The following is a 15,661-nucleotide window of genomic DNA, read 5'->3' as shown; positions in this document are numbered from 1 at the left end:
CGCTCGCCACAGTTACAGTGTTCCTCCTTAACTGACTGGCATTAGGGCAAGCCCCCTCCCACCTTTGTACCGTATTGCCTTACAGACTGCCGGTTCGGTCGGCCAGTTCTTCCAGCAGGTCGGCCGAGGGCACGAAAAACAGGCCGCCGGTGACCGCCGTGCTGAAATCCAGCAGGCGGTCATAATTGCCCACCGGACGGCCGACGAACATGTTTTCCAGCATCAACTCCAGGGGATGCGGCGAGCGTGCATAGCCGATGAAGTAGGTGCCGAACTCCCCGGCACCTGGCCGGCCAAAGGGCATGTTATCGCGCAGGATCTTCACTTCTTCACCGTGTTCGTCGGTGATGACGGTCAAGGCGCTGTGGGAGTTGCTCGGCTTGGCTTCTTCGTCCAACTCGATATCCGACAACTTGGTGCGCCCGATCACTTTCTCCTGGGCCTCCACCGTCAAGCCATTCCACGCCGTCATGTTGTGCAGGTACTTCTGCACCAGCACGTAGCTGCCGCCACGGAATTCGCTGTCTTCGTCGCCGACGATGGTGAAGCCCTCGGCCTTGCGCCCTACCGGGTTCTCGGTACCGTCGACAAAGCCGATGATGCTGCGCATGTCGAAATAGCGGAAACCCTGGACCTCATCCACCACCTTAACGCTGTCGCCCAGGGCCGCCATGAGATGGGTGGCCAGTTCGAAGCACAGGTCCATCTGTTCGGCGCGGATATGCAGCAGGATATCCCCCGGTGTCGACACTGCCATGCGCCCCTCCACGCCGAACTCGCGGAACGGGTGCAGCGCCGCCGGGCGTGGCGCGCCGAACAGGCGGTCCCAGGCATCCGAGCCAAACCCGCAGACGCAGGTCAGGTTGCCGGCCGGCACGCGCTTGCCCACCGAGCGCACCAGCCCGGCAATGTCGGCGCACCAGGCGCGTACCGTGTCCTCGCTGCCGGGGGTGACAGTGGCGACCATGAAAATCGCGCTGCTGGTGATCGGGTGGCACACGGACTGCGGTTCCAGGGGCGGCTGAACGGAGGATGGGGTCATGGTGAAAGTCCAGGCTAATAGGGCGAGATTGAACCCGCGCAGATTAGCAGATCACTTCTGACAACTGCGCCACACCTCACGAATGAGCGCCTGCATCTTCAGCGCTTCGGACCAGCGATCGCTGATTTCGCACCCGTCCGCGCCGGTGATCGCATAAGGCGGCGGGCCGAGTTCGCAGGTAAAGGACAGGCTCTGCGGCGTCTGCGGACGCGCCAGCCAGTCTTCGATCCCGTAGCGCCACCACTCGGTAAAGCGTCGGACCCAGGCTTGGTGCTGGGGAAACGCCAACGAGACTTGCACCTGCTCGCTGCTGGCTACCCGACCGTGGAAACCCCAGCTGTGGCGCAGGATGCTGCGTATCTGCGCATCGTCCTCGGCGGCGCCCGGCTCCGGCAGTTCGCGCCCGACCACGTAGTGGGACAGGTCGGCCAGCAGCTTCAAGTCGGGCATCTGTGCCAGCAGGTCAAGGGTGAACAGCAGATCATTGGTGAGGCGATAACGGTGGGTTTCCAGCAGCACCGGAAACTCCACCTGTTCGGCCAAGCGCTGCCAGCCTTCGACCAATCGCGCCGCTTCGCTTTGGGTGCGTGGGCGCACGTCGGCTTGCAGGGTGAGGTGGTGGCAGCCATAGCCACTGATCACCTCCAGCGCGGCGGCCAGGTCATCCACCGACTGCGGGAACAGCTGGCCTTCGATCTGCAAGCCTTGCGCCGTGGCGGCGGCGTGCAGGCGGGCGACATCGGCGGGCTTGAAGTAATGATCGGTAATGCCGTCGAACCCGGCGGCCTTGATGCGCTCGAGTTGAGCCTCGAGTGGGCCGGGTTCGGTCTGCATGGCCCACAGGGATTGGAACACCAGGAATTGGCGCATATCAGCCTCGCAGCAGGTGTTTGAGGGACAGCTCGGGGTTGGCCAGGCTGGCGGGATCGAGTGAGCGTCGCGCGCTGATCAGGCGTTCGCAGAGCTTGATGTCCTTGGCCACGCTGTTGCCTGGCGCCCATCCGCACGCGCCTTGCAACTGGTGATCGGCATCGAGATGGAACAGCAACATGCCGCCGCCCGGCAATGGGCGGCTGACCGTCGAGGGCGTGAGCACGCCGACGGTCTGCAAGCCCCAGTCGTACTGGTCGGACCAGAACCCGGGGAGCGCCTCGAACGGCACATCGCGGCCCAGCAGGTTCAATGCCGCATGCCGGCCCTGGACCTCGGCGTTGCGCCAGGTTTCCTGGCGCTGATAGAGGCCATCCAGGCGAAACTCACACACGTCACCGGCGGCATAAATATCCGGCGCGCTGGTGCGCAGGTGCGTATCCACGCGTATGCCCTGCCCCACGTCCAACCCCGCTGCGGCGGCCAATTCGATATTGGGTTGCATGCCGATGCCGACCACCACCAGGTCGCAGGGCAAGCGTTGCCCGTCCACCAGCAGCACGGCGTCGGCCTGGATCGATTCCAAGGCCACATTCAGGCGAACGTCGACCCCGTGCTGGCGATGCAGGGCCAGCAGCGCCTCAGAGATAACGGCCGGCAACACCCGGCCCGCCAATCGCGGCCCGGCTTCGAGCAGGGTGACCTCACAGCCAAGGCCACGTGCCGTGGCCGCCACTTCCAGGCCAATAAAGCCGCCACCGACCACCACCAACCGCGTGCCGGGCTTCAGCGCATCGCGCAGGGCCAGCGCTTCATCGTGGGTACGCAGGTAGAGCACGTTGGCCTGCTCCTGAGGCAACCGGCGCGCCCGCCCCCCGATGGCCAGCAGCAGGCCGGCGTACCGCAGCCATTGGCCATCGGCCAGTTGCAGGCGATGCTGTTGCGGCTGCAACTGCGTCACCGGGTTAGCGGCGATGTGCTCGATGTCCAGCTCGGCCAGTCGCGCGCTGTCGCACAGGCTGCAGCCGGCCAGGTCCGCCGTGCCCTGCAACACGCCTTTGGACAGCGGCGGCCGCTCGTAGGGCAAGTGCGGCTCATCGCCAATCAGGATCAGCCGCCCGGTGTAGCCTTCTTCACGCAAGGTCAGCGCCGCACGGCCGCCGGCATGGCCGGCGCCGACGATGATCAAGGGATCGTGCATGATCAGGCCGTGACAGCGAGCAACACCCGCCCCGCTTCGACCCGCACCGGGTAGGTCTTGAGGTTGACGCACACCGGCGCGCCGAGGGCCTTGCCGGTGCGGTAATCGAAGCGCCCATTGTGCTTGGGGCACTCGATCACGTGGTCCATCACCAGGCCATCGGCCAGGTGGATTTTCTCGTGGGTGCACAGCCCGGCGGTGGCGAAGAATTCATTCTCGGCCGAGCGATACACCGCATAGGTGTGCGGCCCATGGTCGAAGCGCAGCACGTCTTCTTCGTCTATTTCGCCCACGGCGCAGACGTCGATCCATTGATCGTTCATGGCGTTTTTCTCTTGTTCTTGGGTGGGGTTCAACCGGCAGCGGTTTCTGCATGCACCGGCGCATGGGCAGCCGGAGGCGTATTCGGGTGAATCGGGCGCTGGACGAAATAGGTGGGGTCGCTGCACTGCTTCCAGATGGTCGGCAGGATCTCCTTGAATGCCTCGAACAGGTTGGCGTACGGCGGCGGGCAGTCGCTGCGGATTTCGTCGTGCAGTTGCGCGAGGGCGTGGTACGGCACCATCGGGTACATGTGGTGTTCGAGGTGGTAGTTCATGTCCATGTAGATAAAGCGCAGCACGCGGTTCATGTAAATGGTGCGGCAGTTGCTACGGTGGTCGAGTACATCTTCGGCCAGGCCGACATGCTGCGTGAGGCCAAACAGATAGCCGAGCCACGCGCCATAAATACTCGGCAGGCCCACCAGCATCAGCGGCAACCAGCTATGCAGGTACAACGCGGTGCCGATCACCACGGCATAAATGCCGACCCAGATACGCGCGGCACGGAACACCTTGGGCCATTCGGATTCGGGGATGAAGTCCGCTTCCTGGGCACTCATCTTGCCCATGGCATGGCGCGCCACGCCGCTGAAGGTTTTCCAGGCCAGGGGCAGGTTGAACAGGCTCAGGCACATCATCCAGAAGCTCGGCGGACGCGGTTCGACGATCTCCGGGTCACGGCCGACCACGATGGTGTCGGTATGGTGCCGGGCATGGCTCCAGCGCCACACGTGGGGTTCGAAGATGCACATGAAGCTGGCGACCTGATACAGCACATCGTTCATCCAGCGGGTCTTGAAGGCGGTGCCGTGGCCGGTTTCGTGCCAGCGCGGGTTGGACGCAGTGCCATACAGCACGCCATAGACCAGGAAGAACGGCACGCAGGCCCAGGTGCCCCAGAACCAGTAGCCGCCAAAACCGCTGGCAAACAGTGCGATCACCCAGATCGCGGTGTCGAGCAGTGCCGGGCCGTCACGGCGTTGCATCAGTTCTTTCATGCGTTTACGCGAGATCGGCGATTGGTACCAACTGGCCGAGACCAGGCCTTTTTCAGCGGCGCGGGCGGCTTCGGGGCCGGTGAGGCTGTAGTCGCGGCGGCCGATAGGAGCGGTGTGTTCAGGCATTGTTATTGTTCTCCACAAGCGGGTGGTTTCTGGTGCTGTGTGAAACCCACCTTAGAGAACGGGTTATTCACCCTCAAGGCCTTGAATCCATTCCCTATCAAGCTATCATCCAGGCCCAGCCGGGCTTGATAGTTTTCTATCAAGACGCTCAAGGGGCCAGTCATGAACAACAACAAACGCCCAACCATCGCCAGCGTGGCCGCCCATGCCGGGCTGAGTGTGGCCACGGTCGACCGCGTATTGAATGCGCGGGCACCGGTCAATCCCGAGACTGCCGAGCAGGTATTCAAGGCGGCCGAAGCCGTGGGGTATTTTGCGGCGCGGCTGATCGGCCAGCGCATTCGCGAGCGTCGGCCGACCTATCGCTTCGGCATCCTGTTGCTGGCCACCGCCCAGGCGTTCTATGCCAGCCTGGCGCAGGCCATCAGTACCGCCGCGGAGCAGCATGCCAACGCCAACCTGACGTGCCAGTTCGAGTACATCGTGGACCGCTCGCCCAACGCCATCGTCGCGCAGATCGAACAGTTGGCCGTGCAGTGCGATGGCCTGGCGGTGGTCAGTTTTGCCCATCCGTCGATCAACGCCTGCCTGGCGCAAATCCGCGCAGCTGGCGTGCCCGTGGTCGCCCTGCTCTCGGATATCCACGAACAGGCGGAGGAACCCTACGTAGGCCAGGACAATCATGTGGTCGGCCGCACCATGGGCTGGCTGCTCGCCCGCACCTGCGGAGCGCGCAAAGGCAGCGTGGGTATCCTGCTCGGCGGCCACCGTTTCCTCGGCCACCAGGCACGGGTCGAAGGCCTGCACAGCTACCTGGCCGAGCACGCGCCGGGGCTCAAGCCGCTGGAGCCGTTGATCAACCTGGACAACTGCGACATTACCGAAGAAGCCACCCTCGACCTGATCAGCCGCCACAGCGACCTGCGCGGCCTATGCGTGGTGGGTGGTGGCGGCGACGGCATCATCAGCGCCCTGGCGCAGTTGCCCAGGCGGCCGGCGTTGTGCTGCATCCTGCAGGAGTCCACCGAGCTGTCGCGCCAGGCGCTGCGCAAGGGTTTGATCGATGTGGTGATGGACTCGCAGCCGGGGCAGACGGCGACGGCGTTGGTGCAGTTGATGGTGGAGTTGCAGACTGCCGAAGGGTTCGATCCGGTGCGGCAGCGGGTGTATATACCGCCGCAGATTGTGACGTCGGAGAACCTCTAGCGGCACTCAGGCGCTGGCTGTCTGTGGCGAGCGGGCTTGCCCCGCGTTGGGGAGCGAAGCTCCCCTGATCAAAGACGAACGCGGTGTACCCGATATTTCGCAGAAGCTGGTTGGGGGCTGCTGCGCAGCCCAACGCGGGGCAAGCCCGCTCGCCACAGGGGCCAGCGCTGCTTAAATCTCAGGCGCGGCGAAAATCGCTGGCACTCAGCCCGAACCGGCTCATTTTGTTGTACAGCCCGCCCCGCGACACGTTCAGTTGCCGGGCGGCCAGGCGGATGTTGCCGCCGGTGTTCTTGAGTGCGGCGACGATGGCGTGCATTTCGTGGCTGCTCAGGTCCTGGGCGGGTTGCGGCTCATAGGCGCGCAGCGGGGTGTGCTGCCTGGTTTCCATCGGCAGATCGGCAGGCTGAATCAGCTCGCCCATCGCCAGGTTGGTCGCCCGCTCAATACTGTTTTCCAACTCCCGCACATTGCCCGGCCAGCCATAGGCCGACAGCAATGCCATCGCCTCCGGCGAAAAGCCCTGCACAGACTTGCGCAACGAGCGTGCACAGCGGGCCAGGAAGTGCCGCGCCAGCAGCGGAATGTCTTCGCGGCGCATGCGCAGGGGCGGCACGGTGAGGTTCAGGACGTTGAGACGGTAGTAGAGGTCTTCGCGAAACGCGCCTTGCGCCACGGCCTGGCTGAGGTTGCGGTGGGTGGCGGCAATGATGCGCACGTCCACTTGTCGCGAGTTCTTCGCGCCCACCCGGGTGATTTCACCCTCCTGCAACACCCGCAACAGGCTGACCTGGGCATCGAAGGACATGTCGCCGATCTCATCCAGAAAGATGGTGCCGCCATCCGCCAGTTCGAACTTGCCCGCCGAACCGCCACGGGTGGCGCCGGTGAACGCGCCCTCGACATGGCCGAACAGTTCGCTTTGCACCAGGTCACGGGGGATCGCCCCGCAGTTGACCGCCACGAAGGGGCCTTTGTGGCGGTCGCTGCCGTTGTGGATGGCCTGGGCGAACAGCTCTTTGCCGGTGCCACTTTCGCCGAGGATCAGCGTGGTGGAGTCGCTGCGACTGGCGATACGCCCCAGGTGCAGGGCGTCCTGGATGGCTCGGGAGTTGCCCTGGATGGTTTCAAATGTGTAGCTGGCCCGGGTGCCGATCAGGCGCCGGGTGATTTCGCGGATGCGGCGGTTTTCACGCAGCGACACGATCACCCCGCCCTGCTCCAGCGGGCACACCGACACCAGGCAGGCGAGTTGGCCCCGGTTAGCCAAGTGGAAGGTGCAATCGAGGTCGCGCACGGGCTCGCCAAGGACGTCGCTCAACTCGCTACGGCCCAGCTGCTGGAACGGCCGCCCGATCAGCTCCAGCCCTACGCCGAACAACTGCCGGGCATAACGGTTGAGCGCCTTGATGCAACCGCGCTCGTCCAGTACCACCAGGCCTTCGTTGAGGACTTCGAGCACCGCTTGCTGCTCCTCCAGCAACACCTGCAACGCCATCTGCCGCGACACCGCCTCGGCGGCCGCCTGCACCGTACCGAGGGTATGGAAGTGAAACCAGCCAGGCTCGGCGGTGAGGGTCAGCATCGCCACAGTGTGGCCCTGGGCATTCCTGATCGGCGCGGCGGCGCAGTGCATGCGGCGCTGGCGCAGGCCGATGCCGAAGTTTTCCTCGGCCAGCACGTACACCAGGCGGTCTTCGGCCAGGGCCAGGCCGGTGCAGTTGGTGCCTTGCACCGACTCCAGCAGGCGGCTGCCGACCGGAGTGATGTCCAGGCCACAGAAATACAGGGTGGTGCCATCGGCATCGGTGAGGTTGATATGGCCGCGCGGGTTGTAGGCCAGCAAGCCGTGCATGACTTGCGCGGCAGCGGCGATCAGCACGCGGTGGGTGGTCAGGGTGGCGGTCAGCGTGTCGGCTGCGACAAAGCGGTACGCGTTGTCGGCTGGATCGATGCCCGCCTCGACGCTGCGCCGCCACGAATCCCAGATCACTTGGCGCACGGACGCCGGCCGGTCGACCTGGCCGGCCAGGCAATCGCGCCAGGCCTGCTCCAGCGCGGCCACCGGGCCGTCATTCAGCGCCGCAGGCCCCAGGGTCGTCAGGTAGTCGAGGTCTTGCACACTGAAGGCCATGCTCATTGTGTGATATCCATGTTCATGTTTTTGACATGTCAGTATAGGCATGTCATCAGAATGAACATTTATTGTTTATAGATATTAATTAACCCTTATTAATCAATAAGTTGAAAACTGGCACACGCCTTGCTCTTACCCCCTTGCCCATCAGGACTGTCCTGAGGCCAATAACAACAAGGGGTCATTGCATGAGTACACAAAACATCCGCCTGGGTTTGATCGGTGCCGGTCGCATGGGCAGCTTCCACGGCCTGACCGCCGCGCGGCACATCCCGGGTGCCAGCCTGGCAGCGATTGCCGACCCGACGCCAGGCCAGGCCGCCCGCCTCGCCGCCGAACTGGGGGTGAGCAAGGTCTACACCGACCCTCAGCAGCTGCTCGACGACCCGGCTATCGACGGCGTGATCATCGCCGCCCCGGCCCGCAGTCATGCCGAACTGGTGATCAGCGCCGCCCGCGCCGGCAAGGGCATCTTCTGCGAAAAACCCATGGCCATCACCCTCGATGAGGCCGACCGCGCCATCGCCGCTGCCGCCGATGCGCGAGTGCCGTTGCAGGTGGGCTTCAACCGGCGTTTCGCCAAGAGCTTTCGCACCGCGCACCTCGACGTCGCCGCCGGCCGCATCGGCACGCCGCAGTTGCTGCGCTCGCTGACCCGCGACCCGGCGCTGAACAACCCGGCCAACTCGCCGCAATGGGTGATTTTCCTCGAAACCCTGATCCACGACTTCGACACCCTGCGCTACCTCAACCCCGGTGCCGAGGCCGAGCAGGTGTATGTGATGGCCGACGCACTGATCGCTCCGCAATTCAAAAGCAAAGGCTTCCTCGACACCGCCGTGGTCGCGATCCGCTTCGACAACGGCGCCATCGCCACCGCCGAAGCCAACTTCCAGGCCGTGTACGGCTACGATGTGCGCGGCGAAGTGTTCGGCAGCGCCGGTATGCTGAGCATGGGCAGTCTCAACGACAGCGACCTGGTGCGCTACCTGGCCCAGGGCATCCAGGCCGACACCCAGCGCCTGGACACCGACCTGTTGCGCGACGCCTACATTGCCGAGCTCAACCACTTTGTCGACTGCCTGCGCAGCGGTGCCAAGCCGATGGCCAGCGGCGAGGATGCGCGCGCGGCCCTGGCGATTGCCCGTGCGTGCATCGAGTCGTTCGAAACCGGCAAGGCGGTGGCGGTATGAGCCCGTTCAAGCTGGCGGTCAGCGCCGAGATGGTGTTTCTCGACCTGCCGTTTGTCGAGCGTGTAAAGCGCATTCACGCACTGGGGTTCAGCGCCGAAATCTGGAACTGGACAGACAAGGACATCACCGCCCTGGCCGCCACCGGCGCCGATTTCACCTCCATGACCGGCTACATCAGCGGCACCCTCACCGACCCCGATGGCATCCGCCAGTTACTCGACAGCGCCCGCGAATCCTTAGGGGTAGCCGCACACCTGAATTGCCCCAGCCTCAACCTGCACGGCACCGGCCTGGGTGAAGGCGGCCTGCCCGTTCAACCGGTGAGCCTGGCCACCGGGCGCATGTGGCTGAGCGCCTGCAAGACCCTGGAAAAAATCGCCCGCCTGGGGGAAGACGCCGGCCGTGTGTTCCTGCTGGAAAACCTCAACACCGAAGTCGACCACCCCGGTACGCCATTCGCCCGCGCCGACGATACCCTGGCGCTGATCGAGGCCGTGGGCAGCCCGTACCTGAAGATGAATTTGGACCTGTACCACGCGCAGATCGGCGAAGGAAATTTGATCGAACTGATCCAGCGCGCTGGCAGCGCCATCGGTGAAATCCAAGTGGCCGATGTACCAGGTCGCAAGGAGCCTGGCACCGGTGAAATCCACTACCCGGCCATTGCCAAAGCCTTGCACGCCATAGGCTACAGCGGCGTGGTCGGCCTGGAAGGCTGGGCCAGCGGCGACAGCGAGATGGCCCTGGAGCGTTTCCGCCAGGCGTTCACCCTATAACAATAAAAGGATCACCCTTATGAATCGCTATTCGTTGTTTGCTGCCACCTTGTTGCTGCTGTTCAGCCAATGGACCTACGCGGCTTATCGCATCGGCGTGAGCATTGCTCGGGTCGACGACAACTTCATGACGTACGTGCGCACCGGCCTGGAAGCGGCCGCCAAGCAGCAGGATGTGCAGATCCAGTTCGAAGACGCCCAGGGCGACGTGGTGCGTCAGCTTAATCAGGTCGAGGGCTTCCTCAACCAGAAGGTCGACGCGGTGATCGTACTGCCGGTGGACACCGCCGCCACCGCCAACATGACCCGCGCCGCCGTCTCCGCCAAGACACCGCTGGTGTACGTCAACCGCCACCCGGACGAGCGTACCCTGCCCAAAGGCGTGGTCACCGTGGCCTCCAACGACATCGAGGCCGGCCAGTTGCAGATGCGCTACCTGGCGGAAAAACTCGGTGGCAAGGGCAACGTGGTGATCATCATGGGCGACCTCGCACAGAACGCTACCCACGACCGCACCGAGGGCGCCAAACAGGTGGTCAAGGAGTTTCCCGGTATCAAGGTGGTCGAGCAGCAAAGCGCCGAATGGCAACGCAGTAAAGGCATGGACCTGACCAGCAACTGGCTGCTGGCGGGCACGCCGTTCGATGCCATCGTGGCCAACAACGATGAAATGGCGATTGGCGCGGCCATGGCTTTGCAGCAGGCGGGAAAAACCAAGGGTGAAGTGGTGATTGTGGGTATCGATGGCTTGCCCGATGGGCTGGCAGCGATCAAGCGGGGGTTGCTGACGGCGTCGGTATTCCAGGACCCGAAGGCCCAGGCGACCCAGGCCGTGCAGGCGGCGGTGCGAATGATCAAGGGCGAGGCGATTGAGCCGCAGGTCTGGGTGCCGTTCGAACTGATCAAGCCCGAGCAGGTGGCGGTGTTCGAGCAGCGCTACAAATAACTGGAGTGTGGTGATCCAAATATGGGAGGGAGCAAGCTCCCTCCCATATTTTTAGTCCAAGTCGCGAGCGCTATGGCGTTCGGCCAACTGCTCATGGGGCTCGCCGGACACCCGGTTGACCCGCCGCCCACGCTGCACCGCCGGCCGCGCTTCAATCGCGTCCGTCCAGCGCAGCACATGCTGGTACTCATGCACCGAGAGGAACTCCGCCGCGCCATACAAACGGCCTTTGACCAGCCCGCCATACCAGGGCCAGATGGCGATATCGGCGATGGTGTACTCATCACCCGCGATGTATTCGCTCACCGCCAGGCGCTGGTCGAGCACATCGAGCTGACGCTTGGTCTCCATGGCAAAGCGGTTGATCGCATATTCCATCTTGCTCGGCGCATACGCATAGAAGTGACCGAAACCACCGCCCAGGTAGGGCGCGCTGCCCATCTGCCAGAACAACCACGACAGGCATTCGGCGCGTGCGGCGGGTTCGGTGGGAAAGAACGCGCCGAACTTCTCTGCCAGGTATTGCAGGATCGCTCCCGACTCGAACACCCGAATCGGCGTGGCGCCGCTGCGGTCCAGCAGTGCCGGGATCTTGGAGTTGGGGTTCACCCCCACGAAGCCGCTGCCGAACTGGTCGCCGTCACCGATCTTGATCAGCCAGGCATCGTACTCCGCACCGCTGTGCCCGAGGGCCAACAGTTCTTCCAGCAGGATCGTGACCTTCTGCCCGTTGGGCGTGGCCAGGGAGTACAACTGCAGTGGATGCTTGCCTACCGGCAATTCTTTTTCATGGGTCGCGCCGGCCACGGGGCGGTTGATGCTGGCGAAAGTGCCGCCATTCTCGGTGTCCCAGGTCCACACTTTCGGGGGTACGTAATCGGTCATGCTTACTGCTCCAAATGTGCTTGCGTTCAACGAAGCGTTCCAGACTAAACCAAAGGTCGATGGCTCGTCACACCGTGAATGCGGCCAATCTCCAGGCTGACGTCAAAGATGCAGCGGTGCACCCACGGCGTCATTGCCCGGCACCGTTACCCGCAGCGCAATCAACAAGGCGGCCAATAGCATCAACACACCGGCGCCGAGAAACACCCCGCTGATGCCACTGAGACTGAACATCGCGCCCCCACCGGCCGCGCCCGCCGCAATGGCCGACTGCACGGACGCCACCACCATGCCGCCGGCACTTTCAGCTTGATCCGGCACGCTGCGCGCCACCCAGTTCGACCATGCCACCGGCACCCCGCCAAACGCCATGCCCCACAGCGCCAGCAGCAACGCCTGGCCTGGCAGCGAGGCCGGCAGCAACACCAGGGCCAGCGCCGCGACGCCCACCAACACCGGCATCAGCACCAAAGTGCCGCGGGGATAACGCACCAGCATCCAACCGGCCAACAGCGTGCCAACGAAGTTGGCCGCACCGAAGCCCAGCAGCATCAAGGCCAGCCCTTCAGTGCCCACGCCCGTGGTGCTTTCGAGGAACGGCCGGATGTAGGTGAACAGCGCAAAGTGCCCGGTGTGCACCAGCACGCAGCCCAACATGCCGATGGCGATGCCCGGGCGCAGCAGCACATCCAGCACCGTGCGCAAGCGTGCGCTGCCCGTGGGGGCCAACGGTGGCAACGTGAACAGCTGGAACGCCAGCGTCACCCCGCCGACCGCTGCCGCCGCCACAAATGCACTGCGCCAGCCATACAGGCCGCCCAGGTAGCTGCCCAACGGCACGGCAACCACCGTGCCCACGGCAATGCCACTGAAGATGATCGACAGCGCACGGGGCAGCAGCGCCGCCGGCACCAGCCGCATCGCGACCGCCGCCGCCATGCTCCAGAAGCCGCCCAGGGCAACACCCAGCAGGATGCGCATCAACAGCAGCACCGCCAGGCTGGAAGAAAACGCCACCAACAGGTTGGACGCAATCATCAGCAGGGAAAAACCCAGCAGCACCACGCGCCGGTCGATCCCGCGCGTGAGGCCCGGTACCAGCAACCCGGCGAACAACGCCACCACGGCGGTCACGGTCACGGCTTGGCCGGCCAGCGCTTCAGAAACGCCAAGGTCCAGCGCCATCGGCGTCAGCAGGCTGGCCGGCAGGTATTCGGCCGTCAACAAGCCGAACACCCCCATGGCCAGGGAAAACACCGCCATCCAGGCGGGCGCATCGGGCGCCACCTGGGCAGGGCGAGCGGCTTGGGCTACATAATCATTCATCACACGACATCCTCGGTCATTAGCACGACGGCCAGTCTAGGTTTGCCAATTCGGATGATCTATGATGCAAACCCTTGAGTTTTTGACCGAAACCCCGAAGATGACCGCAGCGGCGCCCTTCAACCTGTCCTCCGACCTTATCGACGAACTGCTGCGCGGCATGCGCCTGAGCGGGGTGCAGTACCGACGCATCCAGGCCGGACCGAGCTTCGGCATGGGTTTTGAGGCCAAACCGGGACACGCCTACTTCCACTTCCTGGCCGCAGGGACGGCCACCCTGCGAACCGACGACGGGGGCCTGTTTGAGTTATCGGCGGGCAATGCGGTGTTCATCTCCCACGGCGGCGCCCATGCGCTGTCCTCCGATGCGGACAGGGCTGTGCAGGACATCGATGGCTTTGGCGCGACCGCGTTGGGCGATACCGTCTGCGCCGTGGATGCGTCCCCCGATACGCCCCCCTGCACCTTGCTGTTCAGCGCCTGCATGGAGTTCGAACTCGGCAGTCTCCAGGGGCTCGGCAGCCTGATGCCAGCCTTGATGCTGATCGATGCCCAGGGCCAGCGTTACCCTGGCTTGATGCCGATTTTGGCGGTGATGGAACGTGAAGTCAGCGCGGCTCGTGTCGGCTATTCCGGCATCCTCGCGCGCCTGGCCGATGTGGTCGCCGCCATGATCGTGCGGGGCTGGGTGGAATGTGCCTGCGGTAATGCATCAGGATTGGTGGCGGCGCTACGCGACACGCGACTGGCCGGTGCCCTGCTCGTCCTGCATCAGGACCCGGGCCGCGATTGGAGCGTGGCCGAATTGGCGGCGCATTGTCATGCTTCCCGTTCGGTGTTCGCCGAGCGCTTCCAGGCCACCCTGGGCATCCCGCCCCTGCGCTACGTGACGGAGTTGCGAATGCGCCTGGCCAGCCAATGGCTGACCCTGGAGCGATTGCCTATCGAAGAAGTAGCGCTGCGCCTGGGCTATACCTCCCAGGCAGCGTTCAGTCGTGCGTTCAAGCGTATTACCGGCCATCCGCCTGGGGCCAGTCGCCAGCGCAGCCGGAGCCCGGCATGAACGAGCGCCTCGAAGACATCCTGGCCGACGCCGGCGTTCAGGTGGTTTTTTCGAGTACCCAATAATCGGCGGTGTCGACGTTGATATAGTTACCGCGCTCGATACGCATGACCACACGCACCTTGCAGTCCTCGACCAAACGCTTGACGTACTCGACAAAAGGTTCATGGTCCAGGTAACTCTGGCGCGTACTGACAATCAGGTAGCCAGGACTGCGCGCGACACGCAGCAGTTCGTCCAGTGCGGTGACGGCCACATGTCCGTCGATGAACACGCCGCAACAGACCACCAGGTCATAGCGATCATCGGCGATGGCCGGGTTGCGCACGTTCAAGTCGACATCAGCCGTAAGCTGACTGTATGCGTTGGTCTTGCGTGCCTGCTCGACCATGCCGGCGGATAGGTCGACGCCATCGATCTCGCCGTAGCCGATCCCGGCCAGTTGCTCTCCCACCAACCCGGTACCACACCCGGCATCGAGAATCCGCGCACTGTGTGGCCGGCCAGATTTGACCAACGCGTGGGCCACCACATCCAGCAATTTTGCACAAACCCAGTGACCGACATACTTCTCACCAAAAGCGGTGTCTACGTAGCCTTCCGCCCACTCATCGTAGAAGGCCCGCAGCACCTCCTTTTCACCGTTGAGCCGGTGGGATGCGGTCACCAGTGCACTTTCCTCTGCCGTGTGTTTCATTGTCGATCCTCGATTGATGTCACGTGGGGAAATAAGCCTCAGCCCGCCAGCCGTTGGCTGCGCGCAATACCGGCTCGGAAACAGTCGGACAACGTCAAGCCTTCGCCTACGGCGTCCAGCAATGCTTCCGTCACGCCACCTGGCGTGGTGGCGCTGTGCAGGTAGTCGCGCCGGGCACGGTCATCCAGCCCCCGGGGCCTGACGGCGTTGGCCCACGCAATCACCTTGCCCCAAGGCGGCAGGTTGCACGCTGTGGCGCCCCTGGCAATGGCTTCTTGGGACACCTTGACGGCCAGGCTCTCGCAGTAGGTCAAAACAATCGGCAGGCAGGGGCCATAGACGGTAAAGGCGTCGAATTCAGCTTCCGATGGCAGGTTGATCAGTTCGACTCCCAGCCGGCGCAGCAACCCATCAACCAGGGCCGAATCGGCGCCATAACGCGCGCCGATGGCACAGGCACCGGCAATCGTATCCGGTGCGCTGACCATGACACGGACAATCTGGGGAGGCGGCTGGAACAGGGACTTGATGCGCTCAACCGGCAAACCAGCGATAAACGAGACCAGCACAGTGCCGCTCTTGAGCTGCAGCCCGCTCAACGCCCGGTAGTCCTGAGGCCTTACCGTCAGCAGGATCAACTGCGACTCATCGACGACTCGCCGGTTGTCGGCATATCGGTCTTCCAGCCCGGCCTTCTTGAGCCTGCCCCGCGCAGCGCTGGAATGCCGATTGCTGAGCAACAGGTTGGCCCTGGGTAAGCCGGCGGCAATCAGCCCTTGGGCCAGGGCGACCCCCAAGTGGCCCGAGCCGACAATGCCGATGCGGGTGGACAACACTGTCTTGCAGTCATTCATATCCATAGCGACTTGACC

Annotated in this window: 15 protein-coding genes; 5 read left to right on the top strand and 10 right to left on the bottom strand. The window is 63.9% G+C overall.

Annotation, left to right across the window (positions count from 1 at the left end):
* Positions 1-79: 79 nt before the first annotated feature.
* The 5 genes from BFN10_RS07435 to BFN10_RS07415 are packed head-to-tail and all read right to left on the bottom strand — an operon-like array spanning position 80 to position 4,560.
* The gene (locus BFN10_RS07435; protein ID WP_071489135.1) at positions 80-1,042 is read right to left on the bottom strand and encodes a Dyp-type peroxidase; all 963 of its coding nucleotides are present in this window, start codon (positions 1,040-1,042) and stop codon (positions 80-82) included.
* Between the two features lie 51 nt (positions 1,043-1,093).
* Positions 1,094-1,912 carry a sugar phosphate isomerase/epimerase family protein gene (locus BFN10_RS07430; protein WP_071489134.1) on the bottom strand — a complete coding sequence of 273 codons (819 nt, stop codon included), beginning with the start codon at positions 1,910-1,912 and terminating at the stop codon, positions 1,094-1,096.
* Between the two features lies 1 nt (position 1,913).
* Entirely contained in the window at positions 1,914-3,113 is a 1,200-nt protein-coding gene (locus BFN10_RS07425; RefSeq protein ID WP_071489133.1) for an NAD(P)/FAD-dependent oxidoreductase, read from the bottom strand.
* Positions 3,114-3,115: 2 nt separating this feature from the next.
* Positions 3,116-3,436 carry a MocE family 2Fe-2S type ferredoxin gene (locus BFN10_RS07420; RefSeq protein ID WP_058426960.1) on the bottom strand — a complete coding sequence of 107 codons (321 nt, stop codon included), beginning with the start codon at positions 3,434-3,436 and terminating at the stop codon, positions 3,116-3,118.
* 29 nt (positions 3,437-3,465) lie between these two features.
* Positions 3,466-4,560 (bottom strand): fatty acid desaturase family protein, encoded by a 1,095-nt coding sequence (locus BFN10_RS07415; RefSeq protein ID WP_071489132.1) that lies wholly within the window; start codon positions 4,558-4,560, stop codon positions 3,466-3,468.
* A gap of 162 nt (positions 4,561-4,722) precedes the next feature.
* Between BFN10_RS07415 and BFN10_RS07410 the strand changes: the two genes are divergently transcribed.
* Positions 4,723-5,766 (top strand): LacI family DNA-binding transcriptional regulator, encoded by a 1,044-nt coding sequence (locus BFN10_RS07410; protein WP_071489131.1) that lies wholly within the window; start codon positions 4,723-4,725, stop codon positions 5,764-5,766.
* A 178-nt stretch (positions 5,767-5,944) separates the two neighbouring features.
* Here the strand turns inward: BFN10_RS07410 and BFN10_RS07405 are convergent, their stop codons facing one another.
* Positions 5,945-7,906 carry a sigma-54 interaction domain-containing protein gene (locus tag BFN10_RS07405; protein WP_071489130.1) on the bottom strand — a complete coding sequence of 654 codons (1,962 nt, stop codon included), beginning with the start codon at positions 7,904-7,906 and terminating at the stop codon, positions 5,945-5,947.
* Positions 7,907-8,091: 185 nt separating this feature from the next.
* Here BFN10_RS07405 and BFN10_RS07400 point away from each other — a divergent pair, with 185 nt between their 5' ends.
* The 3 genes from BFN10_RS07400 to BFN10_RS07390 are packed head-to-tail and all read left to right on the top strand — an operon-like array spanning position 8,092 to position 10,818.
* Positions 8,092-9,096, top strand: a complete 1,005-nt coding sequence (locus BFN10_RS07400; RefSeq protein ID WP_071489129.1) for a Gfo/Idh/MocA family oxidoreductase — start codon at positions 8,092-8,094, stop codon at positions 9,094-9,096.
* Positions 9,093-9,872, top strand: a complete 780-nt coding sequence (locus BFN10_RS07395; protein WP_071489128.1) for a TIM barrel protein — start codon at positions 9,093-9,095, stop codon at positions 9,870-9,872. Before BFN10_RS07400 ends, BFN10_RS07395 begins: the two co-directional genes overlap by 4 nt.
* A 19-nt stretch (positions 9,873-9,891) precedes the next feature.
* The gene (locus BFN10_RS07390) at positions 9,892-10,818 is read left to right on the top strand and encodes a sugar ABC transporter substrate-binding protein (RefSeq protein ID WP_071489127.1); all 927 of its coding nucleotides are present in this window, start codon (positions 9,892-9,894) and stop codon (positions 10,816-10,818) included.
* Between the two features lie 51 nt (positions 10,819-10,869).
* Here BFN10_RS07390 and yghU read toward each other — a convergent pair whose 3' ends face one another.
* Both yghU and BFN10_RS07380 read right to left on the bottom strand, forming a co-directional pair.
* A complete protein-coding gene (yghU, locus tag BFN10_RS07385) occupies positions 10,870-11,703 on the bottom strand; it encodes a glutathione-dependent disulfide-bond oxidoreductase (RefSeq protein ID WP_071489126.1) in 834 nt (277 codons plus the stop codon).
* Between the two features lie 102 nt (positions 11,704-11,805).
* Positions 11,806-13,029, bottom strand: coding sequence for an MFS transporter (locus BFN10_RS07380; protein ID WP_071489125.1), 1,224 nt, complete (start codon positions 13,027-13,029; stop codon positions 11,806-11,808).
* A gap of 64 nt (positions 13,030-13,093) precedes the next feature.
* On the opposite strand from BFN10_RS07380, the gene BFN10_RS07375 reads away from it, so the two are divergent.
* Positions 13,094-14,092: an AraC family transcriptional regulator gene (locus tag BFN10_RS07375; RefSeq protein ID WP_071489138.1), complete on the top strand. Its 999-nt coding sequence runs from the start codon at positions 13,094-13,096 to the stop codon at positions 14,090-14,092.
* 37 nt (positions 14,093-14,129) lie between these two features.
* Here the strand turns inward: BFN10_RS07375 and BFN10_RS07370 are convergent, their stop codons facing one another.
* Positions 14,130-14,789, bottom strand: coding sequence for a class I SAM-dependent DNA methyltransferase (locus BFN10_RS07370; RefSeq protein ID WP_071489124.1), 660 nt, complete (start codon positions 14,787-14,789; stop codon positions 14,130-14,132).
* A 38-nt stretch (positions 14,790-14,827) separates the two neighbouring features.
* On the bottom strand, positions 14,828-15,649 hold the full coding sequence (locus BFN10_RS07365; RefSeq protein WP_162276399.1) for a pyrroline-5-carboxylate reductase family protein: 822 nt from the start codon (positions 15,647-15,649) through the stop codon (positions 14,828-14,830).
* Positions 15,650-15,661: the final 12 nt, after the last annotated feature.

It is taken from the genome of Pseudomonas extremorientalis (assembly GCF_001870465.1).
Taxonomy (GTDB): Bacteria; Pseudomonadota; Gammaproteobacteria; order Pseudomonadales; family Pseudomonadaceae; genus Aquipseudomonas; species Aquipseudomonas extremorientalis.
Note: the sequence above shows the minus strand (reverse complement) of the source record. Positions and strands in the feature narration are given on the sequence as shown.